This is a genomic window from Thermostichus sp. MS-CIW-25 (genome assembly GCF_054060015.1).
Window position 1 is genome coordinate 1 of the sequence record NZ_JBSSCS010000052.1, and the last position, 15,973, is coordinate 15,973.

The window sequence follows — 15,973 nt, forward strand, 5'->3', positions numbered from 1 at the left end:
GGCTTGCCAACTGCAGGGCTACCGTTCGCGCCAGCGGGCCGGAGGCCTTAAGCCCGCCCTGTACTGCGAAGCAGTCAGGGTCGGGTAGTTTACTTTGAGATACACCCGCTAGCCAGAGCCGGATCCCTGAGGTAGAGTAGTGGATATCGAGCCTCGATCATCTACCGCAGTTGGGTCTCGCATTGAGTCTTGCCCAGAAAGTGTGTAAAGTGGTAGACGATGTGGACTTCGGCTGTATCATGTCTTCCCAGAGTCCGCGATTGCCAGGCTCGTTGTTGAGGTAGGCAGTTTGTCGCTTCTATGAGGACACTTCTACAGCCAAAAAGGTGTGAGGAAAAGAACAAGGAGAGAAACATGCCCGCGAAACACGCGAACTACTGGAAAACGCTGCTGGCTGGCACCCTGGGCGCAGCGGCAGTCTTGACCCCTGGAGTGGCTTATGCCCAAGCTACCGGGCCGGTCACCTCCATCTCTGAGCTTTCGGATGTGCAGCCCACCGACTGGGCCTTCCAAGCCCTGCAATCCTTGGTGGAGCGCTACGGCTGTATTGCCGGCTACCCTGACCGCACCTTCCGCGGCAACCGGGCTATGACTCGCTTTGAGTTTGCCGCCGGTATGAACGCCTGCTTGGATCGCATCAATGAGTTGATTGCAGCCGGTTTGGCCGACAAAGTCTCCAAGGAAGACTTGGCCACTCTGCAGCGCTTGCAAGAGGAATTTGCTGCTGAGCTGGCAGCCCTGCGCGGGCGGGTGGATGCCCTGGAAGCCGATGTTACTGATTTGAAAGGGAAGGTCTTCAACCCGGTTACCAAGTTGAATGCCCAAGTCATCGCCGCTGTTGTAGGCAGCGCTCTCACGGAAGACAGAGTTGTTGATGGGAAGGTAGTAGCAGAGCAAAACCAAGCCAACATGACTCTTCCCTATCGGGTACGCTTGAACTTCGATGCTTCTTTTGTGGGTCGCGATCGCCTGCGCATTCGTCTCCAAGCTCGCGATGCTGTGACTGAGTTCTTTGATGGGGATCCCGGCCTTGGCTTTGGCGGTGGTGGCGGTGGCACTTTCACCTTGGCCCAGCTGGTTTATCAATTCCCTGCTTTCGACCGCGCTGCTACTATCTACACGGGCATTACGGGTACGGGAGTGGGGAGCGTTCTGCAGTACAGCACGCCCTTTGATGCCCTGTCGGACTTTGCCGATCCTCCCAAATCTACGGCAGATGTGCCCAGCGGAACCCTATTTGGTTTTCGCTACCGTTTGAGCGACCAGTTTCGTTTAGCCTACGCCTACAGCACCAGAAGAGGTCAAGCTCTGGGGAGAGGCTTTGGCGACAGTGGCTTGACAGGTGATGATAGCGCCCACGTCGTTGAGCTGGGCTTCCTGCCGAACGAAAACCTGGAGATCTACCTGCAGTTTGCCAGTACCTATCTGCAGAAGGCAAACGATGGCCCTGAGTTCTTGGCCAACGGTACAGCCCTTTTCCGTGGCCCTCTGCGGACGACGACGGTAGATGTTTCTGCCCGTGTCAATGCTTTCTCGGTGGCAGCCAACTGGGAGCTTAGCCCTCGAATTACCGTATCCGGCTGGTTTACTGCTGGCAATGTGGATTACAACTTGCCCAACGTGGTACCGGCTGGCACCATTGATCCGGGTGATGAAGATTTCAACGGGTTCCTGTTTGGCTTTGCTTTCCCGGATCTCTTCATTGAGGGTGCTCAGGGCGGTGTGGTGTTTGGCCAACCGATTGTCAGCACCGAGGAGGGAGTTTTTGACAGCCGTCCTTTCATCGTGGATGTTTACTACAGCTTCCCGGTGAACGAGTACCTCACCCTTACCCCGGCAGCCTACTTTGTGAGCAATCCCAATGGTGGGCCTAGCAAGTCTGGGGATACCGATCCAACCATCGGCGTGGGGGCTTTGCGAGCTGTGTTTACTTTCTAGTTCTTAAAATCCCTGCGCTGACATCCAAGTTGCTAAGTAGGGATCCACTGGGTTGGATCCCTATTTTCTTACATCAGCCCCTCTGGGGGGATGAAAGCCTGGGCTTAACGTCAAGCTTGGGACAAAGCTAGGGATTACAAAAGGCACACTGAGCGGGATCCGCCCAGGGCTCTGCCACAGGCTCGGTGTGGGTGTGGGAACAGCGAGCACAGCCATATACCCAAGCCTTGGCCACGGGGGTGGGGGCGCCACATTGACCGCAGGGCAGTCCAGAGACCGAGCGGATCCGCCAGTAGCCGGGAGTGCCGCAGGCCGGGCACAGGCTTTGGGCCTTGGCGATTAGGTTTTGGGTGGCGGCTGCGATGACTTGGAGCCGGGTTGGGTTGTACAGGGCCCGCATGTCGGTTTCCAGATGCAGGCCACCCTGCCGAGCCAGCAGCTCCCCCACCACCTGCTTCAGGGTTGCTTCGTCTTGGATTCCTTTGTGGATAACCTGGGGCTTTTCTGGCCGGTCGAGGGCGATCAGGGCGTGCTGGGGAAAACCCGCTTTCTGGGCAAAGTCCAGCGCCTCTGCAAAGCTGTGTACCCAGCGATGGCCGAAATTGGTTTGGGTGCTCTCTGCATAGCCGACCAGCTCCAAGGGCTCCGCGCCGGGTTCAAAAACCCTGAGCATGACCCACTCCTGATTCCAAGGGATCCAAGGAATCTGGGGGTGGGGGCCAAAGGATCCCTCGCTGGCCAAGCCCAGAGCTTCAGGATGATCCTGCAAAGCCCTTGCAATCTTCAGACGCAGAGTGTGGATGGGATCCCCCGGTCGGGGCCGCTCCCGCGAGAAGGTGCCCAGTTGGTCGGTGTCAAAAGTTGCTACTTGGACTTGAATCCCCAAATGTTCGGCCAAGAGAGGGCCGATGACCTGCTCTTTGCGATGCATGGTTGCCAAGTAGGCGACCCGACCCTTCCATTGCATAGACTCAGACTTAACCTAGATCTGGCAAACGGATCCCGCAGCTTTGTGGCTCAGGCCAATTGGGGTTACTCAAACCAGGGGACTGGCCTCGAGCGGCAAGCCCAACTGGGCAACAGCCTCGGCCAAAGCCACCTCACGGCTGTCCACAAACCGCTCTGGGGGCAGCGGCAGATGCAGGCTTTCTAGGCGCTGCCGGATCCGGCCCTTGGCCCCAACAATCCACACCTGTTTGCCCCGATCCAGGGCCTCGCGGATGGCATTTTCCAAGGATAGCGTCGCCGAAACTCCCAGCATCGGCACATCTGATAGATCCACCACCAGCGCTTGGCAGGAGGCCACCGCCTGATGTTGGCGGGAAATGGCTTGGGAAACCCCGAAGATCATCGGCCCGCTCAGGTAAAACAGCAACACCTGCCCGCATCCCTGGCGCAGCAATTCCCTCTCACGGGGAGTGAGATCCACCGCATCATCGGCATCGGTAATGGCTTTCACCTCTTCGGAGTGGATCTCGCTGAGGCGTTGAATGGTGAGCAAGTTGGCCACAAACACTCCCACTCCCACTGCAGCGATGAGATCCACAAACACCGTCATGAACATCACTCCGTACATGATGGCTGCCCCTTTGAGGGAAAGGCGGTGGGCCCGCTTGAGGAAGCTCCAGTCGAGGATATCCACCCCCACCTTAAAGGCGATCCCTGCCAGCACCGCCATCGGGATCCCTTGCGTGAGGGGAGCGGCAAACAGCACCACCATCAGCAGGATTAACGCTCGGGTAATGCCGGCTAGAGGGGTACGTCCGCCCGACTGGATGTTCACCACTGTGCCCATGGTGGCGCCGGCTCCCGGTAAGCCCCCCAGGAAGCCAGAGACAATATTGGCGATCCCCTGCCCGATCAGCTCTTGGTCGGAGTCGTGGCGGGTGCGGGTGAGGTTATCGGCAATGACTGCCGTTAAGAGGGTGTCGATGCAGCCCAGCATCCCCAGCACCACTCCATCCAGCACCAGGTTAGCTAGAGAAGCAAAGGGCAACTGCGGCCACTGCAACTGCGGCAAACCGGTGGGGATGGGGCCAATGCGCCGCAAATCCCAATCGGCCATAAACAAGCTGGCCGCCAGCGTGCCCACGAGCAAAGCCACCAACTGCGGCGGCACCACCCGTCGCCAGGGCTTGGGATAGCCAAAAAGGATGGCAAGCGTCAGCAGCCCCAGCCCCAGCTCTGGCATCTTGAGGTTGAGCAGGTAGGTCGGCAGGTTCTGCACCGCCCCAATCACTCCCCCCTGGCTGGCGTGGCCCAAAAGCGGCGGGATCTGCAGCAAAATCATGATCCAGCCGATCCCGGACATAAAGCCGGAAATAACGCTGTAGGGCATGAGGGTGATGTATTTACCCAGTTTCAGGGATCCAAACAGGATCTGAAACAAGCCCCCCAGCATCACCACGGTGAAGGCCGGCCCCAGCCCCTGCTCCGGATAGCGGGCTGTAACATTAGCAACCACCGCCGTCATCATCACAGTCATCGGCCCAGTGGGTTCGGAGATAAGCGTGGGCGTACCCCCAAACAGAGCCGCAAAAAAGCCCACACACACTGCTCCGTACAAGCCCGCCACCGGCCCTACCCCGGAAGCCACCCCAAAGGCCAAGGCCATCGGCAAGGAAACAATCGCTGTCGTCAGCCCGCCGAAGAGATCCCCGCGCCAGTTGTCTAGGCTCAGACGTCGGTGCCAATCCAGAAATCTCTTGCCGCCGGACTGTTGTTCTTTCGCTTGGCTCAGCATGCCCCAAAGCCCTCCACGCTATGGGCAGCCTATCATTGAACGTTACTATAGAGATCATGCTAGAGAATAGATTTTCTTCTATAGTTTCCCTCAAGGATTCCCCTCCAAGCGAGGGCATGGGGCTTGAGCCGGTAGAGTTGTGTGAAAGTGAGAGTAGTCCACATAGCGATGCCCATTGCTGTCCAGGTGGAGAATATCGGCAAATCGGTGGTTCCAGCGAATCTCATCGGCCAAGTAGGAGTGGCGAGCATGGATGGTTTGGGAAAAGGTGTCGTCGATGCCGGTCAGGGTAATGATCAGCTCCGCTTGGCCCACCTGTAAATCTCGATCCATGAGGCTGTAGAGAGGGCCGCCGATGAACCACCGAGCCTCTCCTACTGGAAGTCAGCCAGCCTTCACAAAGGGCGAATGGTAGACTGGGAATACAAAAGCTTTCTGCTCAATTCAATCACCTTCAGCTTACTAGCGCAGGAGCCCCGCACTGTACCCGTAGGGTCAGTGTCGGGAGGAATGCTATAATAATTCTGCGGACACCAGAAACGGCTGTTTAGGGCACTGGTAACGGTCGATTGGGGCTGCCCGTAAACCAGCCCGGAGGCTCGTGGTTAGTTTACTAACTGCAGGGCTACCGAAAGCCCGCCCCGTACTGCGAAGCAGTCAGGGTCGGGTAGTTTACTCTGCCACGGCCAAGGTTGGCTTCTCGATAAACTTCCATGAACCCACTGCGCCAAGGCCGACTGGGATCCCTTACGGATAACCCAACCCCATGAGCGACAACGAATCGACGGCGCGCATCATCTCCACCGACCTGCAGCGGGAGATGTCGCAGTCCTACCTGGAATACGCCATGAGCGTGATCGTCGGGAGGGCTTTGCCAGATGCGCGGGATGGCCTGAAGCCGGTGCACCGCCGCATTCTCTACGCTATGCACGAGTTGGGCCTGACGGCGGATCGCCCCTTCCGCAAGTGTGCCCGCGTGGTGGGGGATGTAATTGGAAAATACCATCCCCATGGGGATCAGGCCGTCTATGATGCGCTGGTGCGCATGGCTCAAGATTTCTCCATGCGGGAGCGGCTGGTGGATGGGCATGGCAACTTCGGCTCTGTGGACAACGATCCGCCGGCAGCCATGCGCTATACCGAGTGTCGGCTGACTGCCTTTGCCCAAGAAGCCCTGCTCCAAGATATTGACGCCAACACTGTCGATTTTGTCGGCAACTACGACGGATCCCAGCAAGAACCCCTGGTGCTGCCAGCGCGGATCCCGCAACTGCTCTTAAACGGCTCTTCCGGCATTGCCGTGGGCATGGCCACCAACATCCCGCCCCACAACTTGGGCGAATTGGTGGACGGCCTGATCGCCCTCATCCACAACCCCAACCTGACCAGCCTGGAGTTGATGCAGTGGATCCCGGCTCCTGACTTTCCCACCGGGGCGCTGATCATGGGCCAAGAGGGTATCCGCGAAGCCTACACCACCGGGCGCGGCTCCATCACCCTGCGCGGAGTGGCCAGGGTGGAGACGATCGAGCAGCGGGGCCGACCGGTTCGGGACGCCATCATTATCACCGAACTGCCCTACCAGACCAACAAGGCAGCCATGATTGAGAAGATCGCCGAGCTGGTCAACGAGAAAAAACTGGAAGGCATTGCCGACATCCGCGACGAGAGCGACCGCAGCGGCATGCGGGTGGTGATCGAGCTAAAGCGGGATGCCCAGCCGCAGGTGGTGCTCAACAACCTCTACAAGCAAACCCCCCTGCAGGCCAACTTCGGGGTCAACATGCTGGCCATCCTCAACGGCGAGCCGCGCACCCTGACCCTGCGGGACGCGCTGCAGGCTTTTCTGGATTTTCGGGAAGAGGTGATCGAGCGGCGCACCCGCTACGAGCTGCAAAAAGCCGAAGAGCGGGATCACCTGCTGCAGGGCTATCTCTTGGCTTTGGGGCAGTTGGATCGGGTGATTGCCCTCATTCGGGGAGCCGCCGATACCGCCACAGCCCGAGAGGAATTGCAGGCGGTGTTGGGCCTGAGTGAAGCCCAAGCCGACGGGATCCTGCAGATGCAACTGCGCCGCCTCACCGCCCTGGAAGCGGAAAAAATCCAGGCCGAGCACGAAGACTTGGTGAGGCAAATTGCCGACCTGCGGGATATTCTGGCCCGCCGAGAACGGGTGATGCAGATCATCAGCGAAGAGCTGCAGCAGCTCAAAGCCCGCTTTGCCAGCCCGCGCCGCTCCCGCCTCTGTTTGGAGGATGGGGAGCTGGGAACGGACGATCTGATCGAAAATCGGGAGACGGTTATCTTTCTAACCGAGCAGGGCTATATCAAGCGCATGGGCCTTGAGGAGTTCCAGGTGCAGGGGCGAGCCACCCGCGGCAAAGCCGGCGCCCGCATCAAAGAAGACGATGCCATCGAACAGTTTTTTGCCTGTCGCAGCCACGACACCATCCTCTTTTTCACCAATCGGGGCGTAGTCTATACCCTGCCCGCCCACCAGATCCCCCAGGGGAGCCGCGCCGCCCGTGGCAGTGCCATCGTTCAGTTGCTGCCGATCACCCGGGAAGAGCGGGTTACGTCCATGGTGCCGGTGAGCCAGTTCAGCGACGACGAATATCTGGTGATGCTCACCCGCGGCGGCTACATCAAAAAAACGGCCCTCAGCGCCTTTGCCAATGTACGCTCCAACGGCCTGATTGCCATCTCTCTGGAAGAAAACGACGAACTGCGCTGGGTACGCCGCGCCCGCTCCAGCGACGATGTGGTGATGGCAACCCGCCAAGGCATGTCCATTCGCTTCCGGGCGGATGACGAGCAACTGCGCCCTCTGGGACGGGCCACCCGGGGCGTGCGGGCCATGACCCTCAACTCCGGCGATGACATCGTCAGTATGGATATTATCTCTGCCGAGTCGGTGATGGCTGCCGAACAAGAGGGGGAGAGGCTGACCAACCCTTGGGTGCTGGTGATCACCAAAGAAGGGCGGGGCAAGCGCTCGGCCATCGACCATTTCCGCCAGCAAAACCGCGGCGGCAAGGGGGTGATCGCCACCAAGTTCCGCCAGGCGTCGGACGAGCTGGCGGCCCTGCGCATCGTCAATGCCGAAGACGAGATCCTGTTGGTAACCGCCAGGGGCATTGTCATGCGCCAGTTGGCCAAGGCCATTCCCACCCAATCCCGCGAGGCGACAGGAGTACTGGTGCAACGCCTGGATCCCGAAGACAGCATCGTGGGGGTAACGGTGGTACCCGCCTCTTTTGTCGGGGATCCCGCCGCAGCCGAGGAAGAGCCCCCGGATGAACCCTCGGAAGAAAGCTGTTGATCTGAGGCCCCAGCTTCAGTCTCTGATATAGGGGATTCCAGGTACGGCATTTGCCGCCGCAGAGGGGTGGGATCCCGTACCGAGGGGGGTGAAGATGGGGTGTTACCTTTGGAATAGCCCAAATTCCGGGAACGGCAAAGGCCTGTGGGATCAGGCCGAGCGGCCCGGTTGGGATGGCATCTGCTGTGTTTGTGGAGCTGGGTTACTCCATGGCGAGCCCGTTGAACTTCATCCCTGGTTTTGAGGCAGTGCAAACTCCGAGCCCCGACAACCGGCTCTGGCAATACTTGCAGTCTCAGGATCCCAGTGTCTTTCAGGATATTGCCCGCAACTCTTCCCCGGAAGTGCTGGAGATCTTGGGCCACAACATCCGCAGCTTGGTGGGGAGCTTGCCCTCCGATCAATTCGGGGTTCAGATCATTACCAACCGCGAGAGCCTGGCGAAAATGCTCTCCGGCGCGATGATGGGCGGCTATTTTCTGCGGGTGATGGAGCAGCGTCTGGCCCTGGAGCAATCCTTGGGCAGCTCGCCCGCTTCCGACTCTTCTTCTCAGCCGGAGGCCGACCATTCTTAGCCGCCCGAGTTTGAGCTGCTTTCCGCCGGGAGCTGTTGCAGATCAGACGTTGAGTCCATCGAGTTCGGGCTGGGAAAGATGGGATCCGAATTCGAGCGTGCGCCCCGGCGGATCTTGGTTTGCCCGGATAGCTTTAAGGGATCCCTAACAGCCACGGCGGCGGCAGAGAGCATGGCCCGCGGGATCCAACAGGTGCTGCCGGAGGCCGGGGTGGAGCGGCTCCCCTTGGCCGATGGGGGAGAGGGCACCCTAGAGGTATTGCTGCCGACGCTGGGGGGAGAGAAAAAGGGTCTGTGGGTCACCGGCCCCCTGGGGGATCCCGTCTGGGCGGAGTACGGGGTGGCAGGAGAGCTGGCCCTGTTGGAGCTGGCCCAGGTGGCTGGCCTGACCTTGGTGCCACCGGAGCGGCGGGATCCCACCCGCACCACCACCTACGGCCTGGGGGAGCTGCTGCGGGCTGTTTGCCGCGATCCCATCGCTGAGATCTGGATAGGACTGGGGGGATCCGCCACCGTGGATGGAGGGGCGGGCATGGCGCAGGCCTTAGGCTATCGCCTGTTGGATGGAGCCGGGGATCCCATTGGCTGGGGCGGGGGAGAGCTGGCCCGTTTGCAGCGCATCGAGCCCCCTGAACAGCCTGTTTGGCAGGGGAAACGGGTCCGCGGCCTCTGCGATGTGCAGAATCCCCTCACCGGCCCGTTGGGAGCCGCCGCCGTCTTTGCGCCCCAGAAGGGTGCTACCCCCCTGCAAGTGCAGCAGTTGGAGCAAGCCTTGGCACATTGGGCGACGGTGGTGGAGCGAGACTTGGGCCAGGCAGTGGCCGGGATCCCAGGGGCCGGAGCCGCAGGCGGCTTAGGAGCAGGTCTGGTGGCTTTTTTGGAGGCCACTCTGGAGTCCGGGATCCAGCTCTTGGCGCGGCAATTGGCCCTGCCGGAGCGCATCCGCCGCTGCCATCTGGTCGTCACCGGAGAGGGCTGCCTCGACGAACAAAGCACGATGGGAAAGGTGGTGGGGGCCGTGCTGGAGCAGGCTATCCAAGCCCAAAAACCCCTGCTCATTCTCTGTGGCCAGGTGACTCCGGCAGCGCGCGCTGGGTTGGCAGCCCAGCCTCTTCCCCTTCGGGTTGGCGCCCTGTGCGACCGGATCCCCGATGTGGCAGAAGCCCAACGGCAGGCCGGCCATCACCTGGAGCAGATGACGGCCCAGGAGCTGAGAGATTTTCTGGAGCAGGATGCGGGGATTGGCCGGTTATAATGGCTTAAATCATCGTGTTTCGTAGGACATCATGGCCAGTATCGAGTTCTCCCCCGGCATCCAAGAGGTGCCCACCCAGGTGCGAGTGCTGAAATCCAAGACCGGCAACCGGGGATCCGCGATTTTCCGCTTCGAGGATCTAAAATCCGATACGCAAAACATCCTCGGCATGCGGATGATCGATGAGGAAGGGGAGCTGACCACCCGCAACATCAGGGCCAAGTTCCTGAACGGGGAATTCAAAGCCCTGGAAGTGACCTACGACATGGAAACCGAGGCAGAGTGGGATCGCTTCCTGCGCTTTATGGAACGCTTTTCAGCGGCCAACCAGATGGGCATGGCCTAGTTTCCACCTCTCCCTCCTCAGCCCTTGGATTTTTTGCTGCCTTTGCCGGACTTGCTCTTGGCTTTGGGCTGGGCAGGAGCGGATTCCTTGGGCTTTTCCAACGGGGGGCGCTGTTTGTGCCAGTCGGTGCTTTGCTCATAGGCATAGGCCACCCGCAGCACCTTGCTCTCCTGTAGGGCATTGCCCACAATTTGCAGGCCAATGGGCAGCCCATCGGCAAACCCGCAGGGCAGGCTCAGCCCCGGCAAGCCCGCCAGGTTCACCGGGATCGTCATCAGGTCGCAGAGGTACATGCTGAGGGGATCCTCCCGCTCGCCGATCTTGAAGGCCGGGGTGGGGGTAGTGGGGCTGACCAGCACATCCACCTTCTCGAAAGCCCTGAGGAAGTCTTGCTTGATGAGGGTGCGCACCTTCTGAGCCTTGAGGTAGTAGGCGTCGTAGTACCCCGAGGAGAGGGCATAGGTGCCGATCATGATGCGCCGCTTGACTTCTGGCCCAAAGCCGTGGGCGCGGGTCTTGCCATACATGGCCAGCAGCGAGTCGGCAGGTTCCCGCAGGCCGTATTTCACCCCGTCGTAGCGGGCCAAATTGGCAGAGGCTTCCGAAGGGGCAATGATGTAATAGGTGGCTAGGCCATAGCGAAAACTGGGGCAGTCGATCTCCAGGATCTCGGCCCCCAGTTCCTGCAGATGTTGAATGGCCGCTTGCACGGCAGCGCGGGTCTCCTCGCCGCATCCTTCCCCCAGCAAGTCGCGGATCACCCCGATTTTGAAGCCCTTGATGTCCGGGATCAGAGCCTGGCTATAGTCCGGGATATCCACCTTCAGGCTGGTGGAGTCCATTGGGTCATGGCCGGCGATCCCCTGCAGCAGCAGGGCCACATCCTCCACCGTGCGCCCAAACGGCCCCACCTGATCCAAAGACGAGGCAAAAGCCACCAGCCCGTAGCGGGACACCAGCCCATAGGTGGGTTTCAGGCCCACCACCCCGCAAAAAGCTGCAGGCTGACGGATGGATCCCCCCGTATCTGAGCCCAGGGCCACCACCGCTTGGTCGGCAGCCACCGCCGCCGCCGATCCCCCAGAGGATCCCCCTGGCACCCGCGTCAGATCCCAGGGATTGGCGGTGCGCTGAAAGGCGGAGTTTTCCGTGGAGCTGCCCATGGCAAACTCGTCTAGGTTGGTCTTGCCCACCGTCACCATGCCCGCAGCCGCCAGCCGCGCCGTCACTGTTGACTCGTAGGGGGGAATGAACCCCTCCAGCATCCGGGAGGCACAGGTGGTGCGGATCCCTTGGGTACAGAGGTTGTCTTTGACAGCTAACGGGATCCCGGCCAAAGGGCCAATCTCTTCCCCGGCCCGAATGCGGGCGTCCACCGCCCTGGCCTGTTGCAGAGCCAGTTCCTCGGTTACAGTAATAAAGCTCTTGAGCTGCGGCTCCAGTTGGGCCAGGCGCTCCAGGTACTCGCGGGCGATCTCCTCCGCCGAGCGCTCTTTGGCTACCAACTGGCTGTGTAGGGCGCGAATCACAGACATAGGCAAACTCGCAGGGAATGGCAAACGCCGATGAGGCCAGACCAAGTTCCCTCTAGACTAATCCAGATGGGATCCCTTCCCAACCCTAACTCCCTAAAGATCTCGTGGATCCCCCTCTCTTGCTAGGAGAGGATCTAGGGATGATCACATCAGCAGCGCCGAGCGCCTGGGCTGTTGGCAGTCAACGCCGTTCCAAAAAATCGCGGCGCAGATCCCGAATCTCCTGCCGCATCTCCCGCATCTCTTGGGCCATCTCGTCAGTGCGCCGTTCCAAAGCTTCGGTGCGGCGCTCCACAGCTTCCGTGCGCCGTTCAATGGCTCGGGTGCGCTCGTCAAAGCGATCCAGCGCCTCCCGGAAAAACTGTGCCAGCATCGCCTGCCCTTCCCGCAGCTCTTGGATCAAAACCTGCTGGTTTTGCTGGGCAGCTTGCAACTCCTGGACGGCCCGAATCAGCCACTGCTCTTGCTCAGGTGTCATGGTTACCAAGGCGCTACAGAACAAGGAAATCCTACCACCCTAAATCTCCTCCTGGGAGAAGGATCCGGGGATGGTTACACTAGCAACGCAGAGCGCTTGAGCCCAAGTTACCGCCGTTCCAAAAAGTCGCGGCGTAGATCCCGAATCTCTTGCCGGATCTCTCTCATCTCCTCCGCCATCTGGTCGGTGCGCCGTTCCAGTGCTTCTGTGCGGCGTTCGATGGCCCGAGTACGCTCGTCAAACCGATCCATTGACTCGCGAAAGAACTGCGCCAGCATCGCCTGTCCCTCCCGCAGCTCTTGAATCAAAACCTGCTGGTTTTGCTGGACAAGACGCAGCTCCTGCTGGGCAGCTTGCAATTCTTTTTGGGAGGCTTGCAGCTCTCTTTGGGAGGCTTGCAACTCTTGGATGGCTTGAATCAGCCACTGTTCTTGCTCGGGCGTCATGGTTACTGAAACACTACAGAATAAGGAAATCCTACCACCCCTCTCCTGCTGGGAGAGGGGCCAGGGGTGAGGGCGATGGAGAGTAGGGAACTCGAATCCCTGACCTCTGCGGTGCGATCGCAGCGCTCTACCAACTGAGCTAACTCCCCGCGGCTCTACCAGAATAACCCGAATCCGCAGCCAAGATCTCCCCCGCCTGCAACTCCAGCCCCACAAAAACCTTCGAGGGCAGCCGCTCGGATCCTTGCAGCTCCAGCACATCGTACCAGCCTTCGTGGAGCAGCAGCAGGCTTACTTTTTCTTCCAGCGGATCGACAATCCAATACTCGCCAATTCCCAAAACGCAGTATTCCGCCCGCTTGGCCCGATAGTCTGCTGCCCGGCTGGACTCACTGACTACCTCCACCACCAGTAGCGGCGGCGGATCCTCCAGGCGAATCAACGCCTCTCTGGATCCCATCTCCTGCCACTGCTCCAGAGGCAGCACCACCACATCCGGGATCCGCACCGTAGCCCACCGATTGCCCCGCGGAGACTGGATCCCCAGACCTCCCTGTATCACCGTCCAGGGCAACTGCTGCCGTGCAATCTCTGCCTCGAAAACTCGGCTGAGAAAGTTTTGAATCTGCACATGCCGTCCGGTTGGAAGAGCCATGGGCACCAACTCCCCTGCCACCAGCTCATAGCGAGTATCGCTGCCATCGGAATACTGAAGGTACTCTGCCAACCTTAGGCGAGCCGTCGTCGGCCCAGGAACGGATCCCATTGCCAAAGCCATAGACCGTCTCGGCCAAAAGTCTCTTTGCTGCCATACTAGCCTTGTCATCTCGCACAACCCCTCTCTTCCTCTGGGAGCAGGGCTGTGAGCGCTCGGTCTGTTGGCAGTCAACGCCGTTCCAAAAAATCGCGGCGCAGATCCCGAATCTCTTGCCGGATCTCCCTCATCTCTTCCGCCATCTGGTCGGTGCGCCGTTCCAGTGCTTCTGTGCGCCGTTCCACAGCTTCCGTGCGCCGTTCAATAGCCCGGGTGCGCTCATCAAACCGATCCATTGACTCGCGAAAAAACTGGGCCAGCATCGCCTGCCCTTCCCGCAGCTCTTGAATCAAAACCTGCTGGTTTTGTTGGACAAGACGCAGCTCCTGCTGGGCAGCTTGCAACTCTTGGATGGCGCGAATCAGCCACTGCTCTTGCTCAGGGGTCATGGTCGGCGAGGGTTACAGAAGAATAAAAAAATCCTATCACCCTGCATTTCTCCCTGGGAAAGGGGCTGTGAGCGCTCGGTCTGTTGGCAGTCAACGCCGTTCCAGAAAATCGCGGCGCAGATCCCGAATCTCCTGCCGCATCTCCCGCATCTCTCGGGCCATCTCGTCGGTGCGCCGTTCCAGTGCTTCTGTGCGCCGCTCCACAGCTTCCGTGCGCCGTTCAATAGCCCGGGTGCGCTCATCAAACCGATCCATTGACTCGCGAAAAAACTGGGCCAGCATCGCCTGTCCTTCCCGCAGCTCTTGAATCAAAACCTGCTGGTTTTGTTGGACAAGGCGCAGCTCCTGCTGAGCGGCCTGCAATTCTCTTTGGGAGGCTTGCAATTCTCTCTGGGAGGCTTGCAATTCTCTCTGGGAGGCTTGTAGCTCCTGGATGGCTTGAATCAGCCACTGCTCTTGCTCAGGGGTCATGGTTGCTGAAGCACTACAGAATAAGGAAATCCTACCACTGCCAATTCTGATACATTCACGCTGAACTCTCCTGAACATGGTTCAGGAAAGAAGCGATCGCATCCTGCCTATCTCTGTTCGCGTCAGCGGGACGGAGTCCAAACAGGAAGGCGGTATCCCGCAAAGCCCTGAGGAATACCCCCCGAGCGCTTTCCCCCTTCACTTCCCGGCAACCGTTGCGGTGGACTCAAGGATCAGGGGGAAACTTGGTCTACTATATCCCTCTCAATGACTTTTGCCAAACCGCCTAAAGCTCAGTAAATTCAGCAAAGTTCAGGGTTTTGGGGGTTAGAGGCATGCTCCTCTCCCTCTGGGTGAGGGCCTCAGCAGCGCGGAGCGCTCGAACACCCCCTTGGGCCACCCAAAACAAAAACCCCTCTCTCTTTGGAAGAGGGGCTGGGGTTGAGGACGGAAATTCAAGCTCGATCAGTAAAGGGCTTCTTCTTGGTGGGTGATGATGGTGCAGTCGGAAGTAGGGTAAGCCACACAGGTCAGCACATAGCCCTGCTCGATCTGATCATCATCCAGGAAGGACTGATCGCTTTGATCCACCGTGCCGCTCACCAGCTTGCCGGCACAGGTCGAACAGGCACCGGCGCGGCAGGAATAAGGCAGCTCGATCCCTTGCTCTTCTGCCACGTCCAAAATGTATTCGTCATCCGGCACATCGATGGTGACGTTCAAGCCTTGCTCCTCGTTGATCAGAGTGACCTTGTAGGTAGCCATCCTGGTTGGGTCTCCAGAAAAAACATCCACTCCTCATCCTGCCACCCTTCTGCCCCGGATCAAGCATCCTTTTGTGAGGAAATAGGCAAATCTTCCGGTTTTTTGCAGGTGGATCCACAGAAGCCATGCCGGGCAAGGATTCTGACTGCTCTTCCGGTGGCTCCACCTGCTTTGCTCCCAGAAGCCGCCACCCGACTCCTTCCCGGGACCCTGCCCGGTGTCTGTGACCCACGTCACCTTTGATCTTGTCCAGAAAAAATCGGCAGTACTTGCCAAAGCGGGCTAATGGGTTTGTATGATAAGCAGGGTAAACAGACGAGCCGCTTATCCAAGCGCGTGTGCGTCTTTCCTCGATTGGCTCTTTCCTACGGCCTGGCTTGCCCTGGGCGAGTTGATCGGGTAAGTTAAGGGAAGTGTTCAGCCGAACCCTACTTTTTTGGTTAAGAGGAGAACAATGAACGGAACAATGCACAAGTGGCTCCTGAAGTCACTTGGGTCTCTGTCTCTGGCTTCCACAGTGGTGCTGCTACCTTTGTTGCTCACCGGCTGCGGTGAAAGCAGCACCAGCACCGTCACACCCGTGCCGCCCCCGCCCCCACCACCCCCACCGGCTCCCCCGACTCTGCCGCCACCACCTCCCACTCCGACTCCTGCTCCCACCCCCACCACGGCTCCGCCCATCAGCGCTCTGCCCACCCAACTGGCCGCTCTCACTCCGGGGGGACAAGTCTTCTCCAACCCCACTGTCATTCCCGTTGGCTTTGGCATCCGCCGCTCCGGCGCAGGCGAGAACCTGCCGGTAGGCACCTACTCCGACTACCGAGCGGTGCTTTCCTTCCCCATTCCCGACGACATTCCCAGCAACGCCATCGTGCAGGGGGCGCAGTTGACGCTGGT

15 protein-coding genes, 1 tRNA gene and 1 pseudogene are annotated in these 15,973 nt (G+C 59.6%); 6 read left to right on the top strand and 11 right to left on the bottom strand.

Annotated features, from left to right (window positions below; all coding sequences use genetic code 11):
- Window positions 1–354 precede the first annotated feature (354 nt).
- Window positions 355–1,938: an iron uptake porin gene (locus tag ACVWZ1_RS13145; protein ID WP_457503639.1), complete on the top strand. Its 1,584-nt coding sequence runs from the start codon at window positions 355–357 to the stop codon at window positions 1,936–1,938.
- Between the two features lie 127 nt (window positions 1,939–2,065).
- Here ACVWZ1_RS13145 and ACVWZ1_RS13150 read toward each other — a convergent pair whose 3' ends face one another.
- The 3 genes from ACVWZ1_RS13150 to ACVWZ1_RS13160 all read right to left on the bottom strand — a co-directional run bounded on the left by ACVWZ1_RS13150 (window position 2,066) and on the right by ACVWZ1_RS13160 (window position 5,038).
- The gene (locus tag ACVWZ1_RS13150; protein ID WP_457503641.1) at window positions 2,066–2,905 is read right to left on the bottom strand and encodes a DUF6671 family protein; all 840 of its coding nucleotides are present in this window, start codon (window positions 2,903–2,905) and stop codon (window positions 2,066–2,068) included.
- A gap of 69 nt (window positions 2,906–2,974) precedes the next feature.
- Window positions 2,975–4,681, bottom strand: coding sequence for a SulP family inorganic anion transporter (locus ACVWZ1_RS13155; RefSeq protein ID WP_457503642.1), 1,707 nt, complete (start codon window positions 4,679–4,681; stop codon window positions 2,975–2,977).
- Between the two features lie 90 nt (window positions 4,682–4,771).
- On the bottom strand, window positions 4,772–5,038 hold the full coding sequence (locus tag ACVWZ1_RS13160) for a hypothetical protein (RefSeq protein WP_457503648.1): 267 nt from the start codon (window positions 5,036–5,038) through the stop codon (window positions 4,772–4,774).
- A 409-nt stretch (window positions 5,039–5,447) separates the two neighbouring features.
- Here ACVWZ1_RS13160 and gyrA point away from each other — a divergent pair, with 409 nt between their 5' ends.
- The 4 genes from gyrA (at window position 5,448) to psb28 (ending at window position 10,178) form a co-directional block, all read left to right on the top strand.
- Entirely contained in the window at window positions 5,448–8,003 is a 2,556-nt protein-coding gene (gyrA, locus tag ACVWZ1_RS13165) for a DNA gyrase subunit A (protein WP_457503643.1), read from the top strand.
- Window positions 8,004–8,212: 209 nt separating this feature from the next.
- The gene (locus tag ACVWZ1_RS13170) at window positions 8,213–8,578 is read left to right on the top strand and encodes a DUF760 domain-containing protein (RefSeq protein ID WP_457394414.1); all 366 of its coding nucleotides are present in this window, start codon (window positions 8,213–8,215) and stop codon (window positions 8,576–8,578) included.
- A gap of 78 nt (window positions 8,579–8,656) precedes the next feature.
- Window positions 8,657–9,832, top strand: coding sequence for a glycerate kinase family protein (locus ACVWZ1_RS13175; RefSeq protein WP_457503644.1), 1,176 nt, complete (start codon window positions 8,657–8,659; stop codon window positions 9,830–9,832).
- 31 nt (window positions 9,833–9,863) lie between these two features.
- Window positions 9,864–10,178, top strand: a complete 315-nt coding sequence (gene psb28, locus ACVWZ1_RS13180; protein ID WP_011433213.1) for a photosystem II reaction center protein Psb28 — start codon at window positions 9,864–9,866, stop codon at window positions 10,176–10,178.
- A gap of 17 nt (window positions 10,179–10,195) precedes the next feature.
- On the opposite strand, the gene gatA is transcribed toward psb28, so the two are convergent.
- From gatA to ACVWZ1_RS13220, 8 genes are all read right to left on the bottom strand, one after another.
- Entirely contained in the window at window positions 10,196–11,713 is a 1,518-nt protein-coding gene (gene gatA, locus ACVWZ1_RS13185) for an Asp-tRNA(Asn)/Glu-tRNA(Gln) amidotransferase subunit GatA (RefSeq protein ID WP_457503646.1), read from the bottom strand.
- A gap of 181 nt (window positions 11,714–11,894) precedes the next feature.
- Window positions 11,895–12,191, bottom strand: a complete 297-nt coding sequence (locus tag ACVWZ1_RS13190; RefSeq protein WP_414342514.1) for a hypothetical protein — start codon at window positions 12,189–12,191, stop codon at window positions 11,895–11,897.
- Window positions 12,192–12,298: 107 nt separating this feature from the next.
- Window positions 12,299–12,637 (bottom strand): hypothetical protein, encoded by a 339-nt coding sequence (locus tag ACVWZ1_RS13195; RefSeq protein WP_414342512.1) that lies wholly within the window; start codon window positions 12,635–12,637, stop codon window positions 12,299–12,301.
- 76 nt (window positions 12,638–12,713) lie between these two features.
- Window positions 12,714–12,786: transfer RNA gene (locus tag ACVWZ1_RS13200), tRNA-Ala, on the bottom strand.
- On the bottom strand, window positions 12,777–13,415 hold the full coding sequence (locus tag ACVWZ1_RS13205; RefSeq protein ID WP_457503647.1) for a Uma2 family endonuclease: 639 nt from the start codon (window positions 13,413–13,415) through the stop codon (window positions 12,777–12,779). Before ACVWZ1_RS13205 ends, ACVWZ1_RS13200 begins: the two co-directional genes overlap by 10 nt.
- 107 nt (window positions 13,416–13,522) lie before the next feature.
- Window positions 13,523–13,840 carry a hypothetical protein gene (locus tag ACVWZ1_RS13210; protein WP_011433208.1) on the bottom strand — a complete coding sequence of 106 codons (318 nt, stop codon included), beginning with the start codon at window positions 13,838–13,840 and terminating at the stop codon, window positions 13,523–13,525.
- Window positions 13,841–13,930: 90 nt separating this feature from the next.
- Window positions 13,931–14,311, bottom strand: a complete 381-nt coding sequence (locus ACVWZ1_RS13215; protein ID WP_457440225.1) for a hypothetical protein — start codon at window positions 14,309–14,311, stop codon at window positions 13,931–13,933.
- 465 nt (window positions 14,312–14,776) lie between these two features.
- Window positions 14,777–15,076, bottom strand: coding sequence for a ferredoxin (locus ACVWZ1_RS13220; RefSeq protein WP_011433206.1), 300 nt, complete (start codon window positions 15,074–15,076; stop codon window positions 14,777–14,779).
- 454 nt (window positions 15,077–15,530) lie between these two features.
- Between ACVWZ1_RS13220 and ACVWZ1_RS13225 the strand changes: the two are divergent.
- Window positions 15,531–15,973: pseudogene (locus ACVWZ1_RS13225) on the top strand (hypothetical protein); the annotation flags it as partial.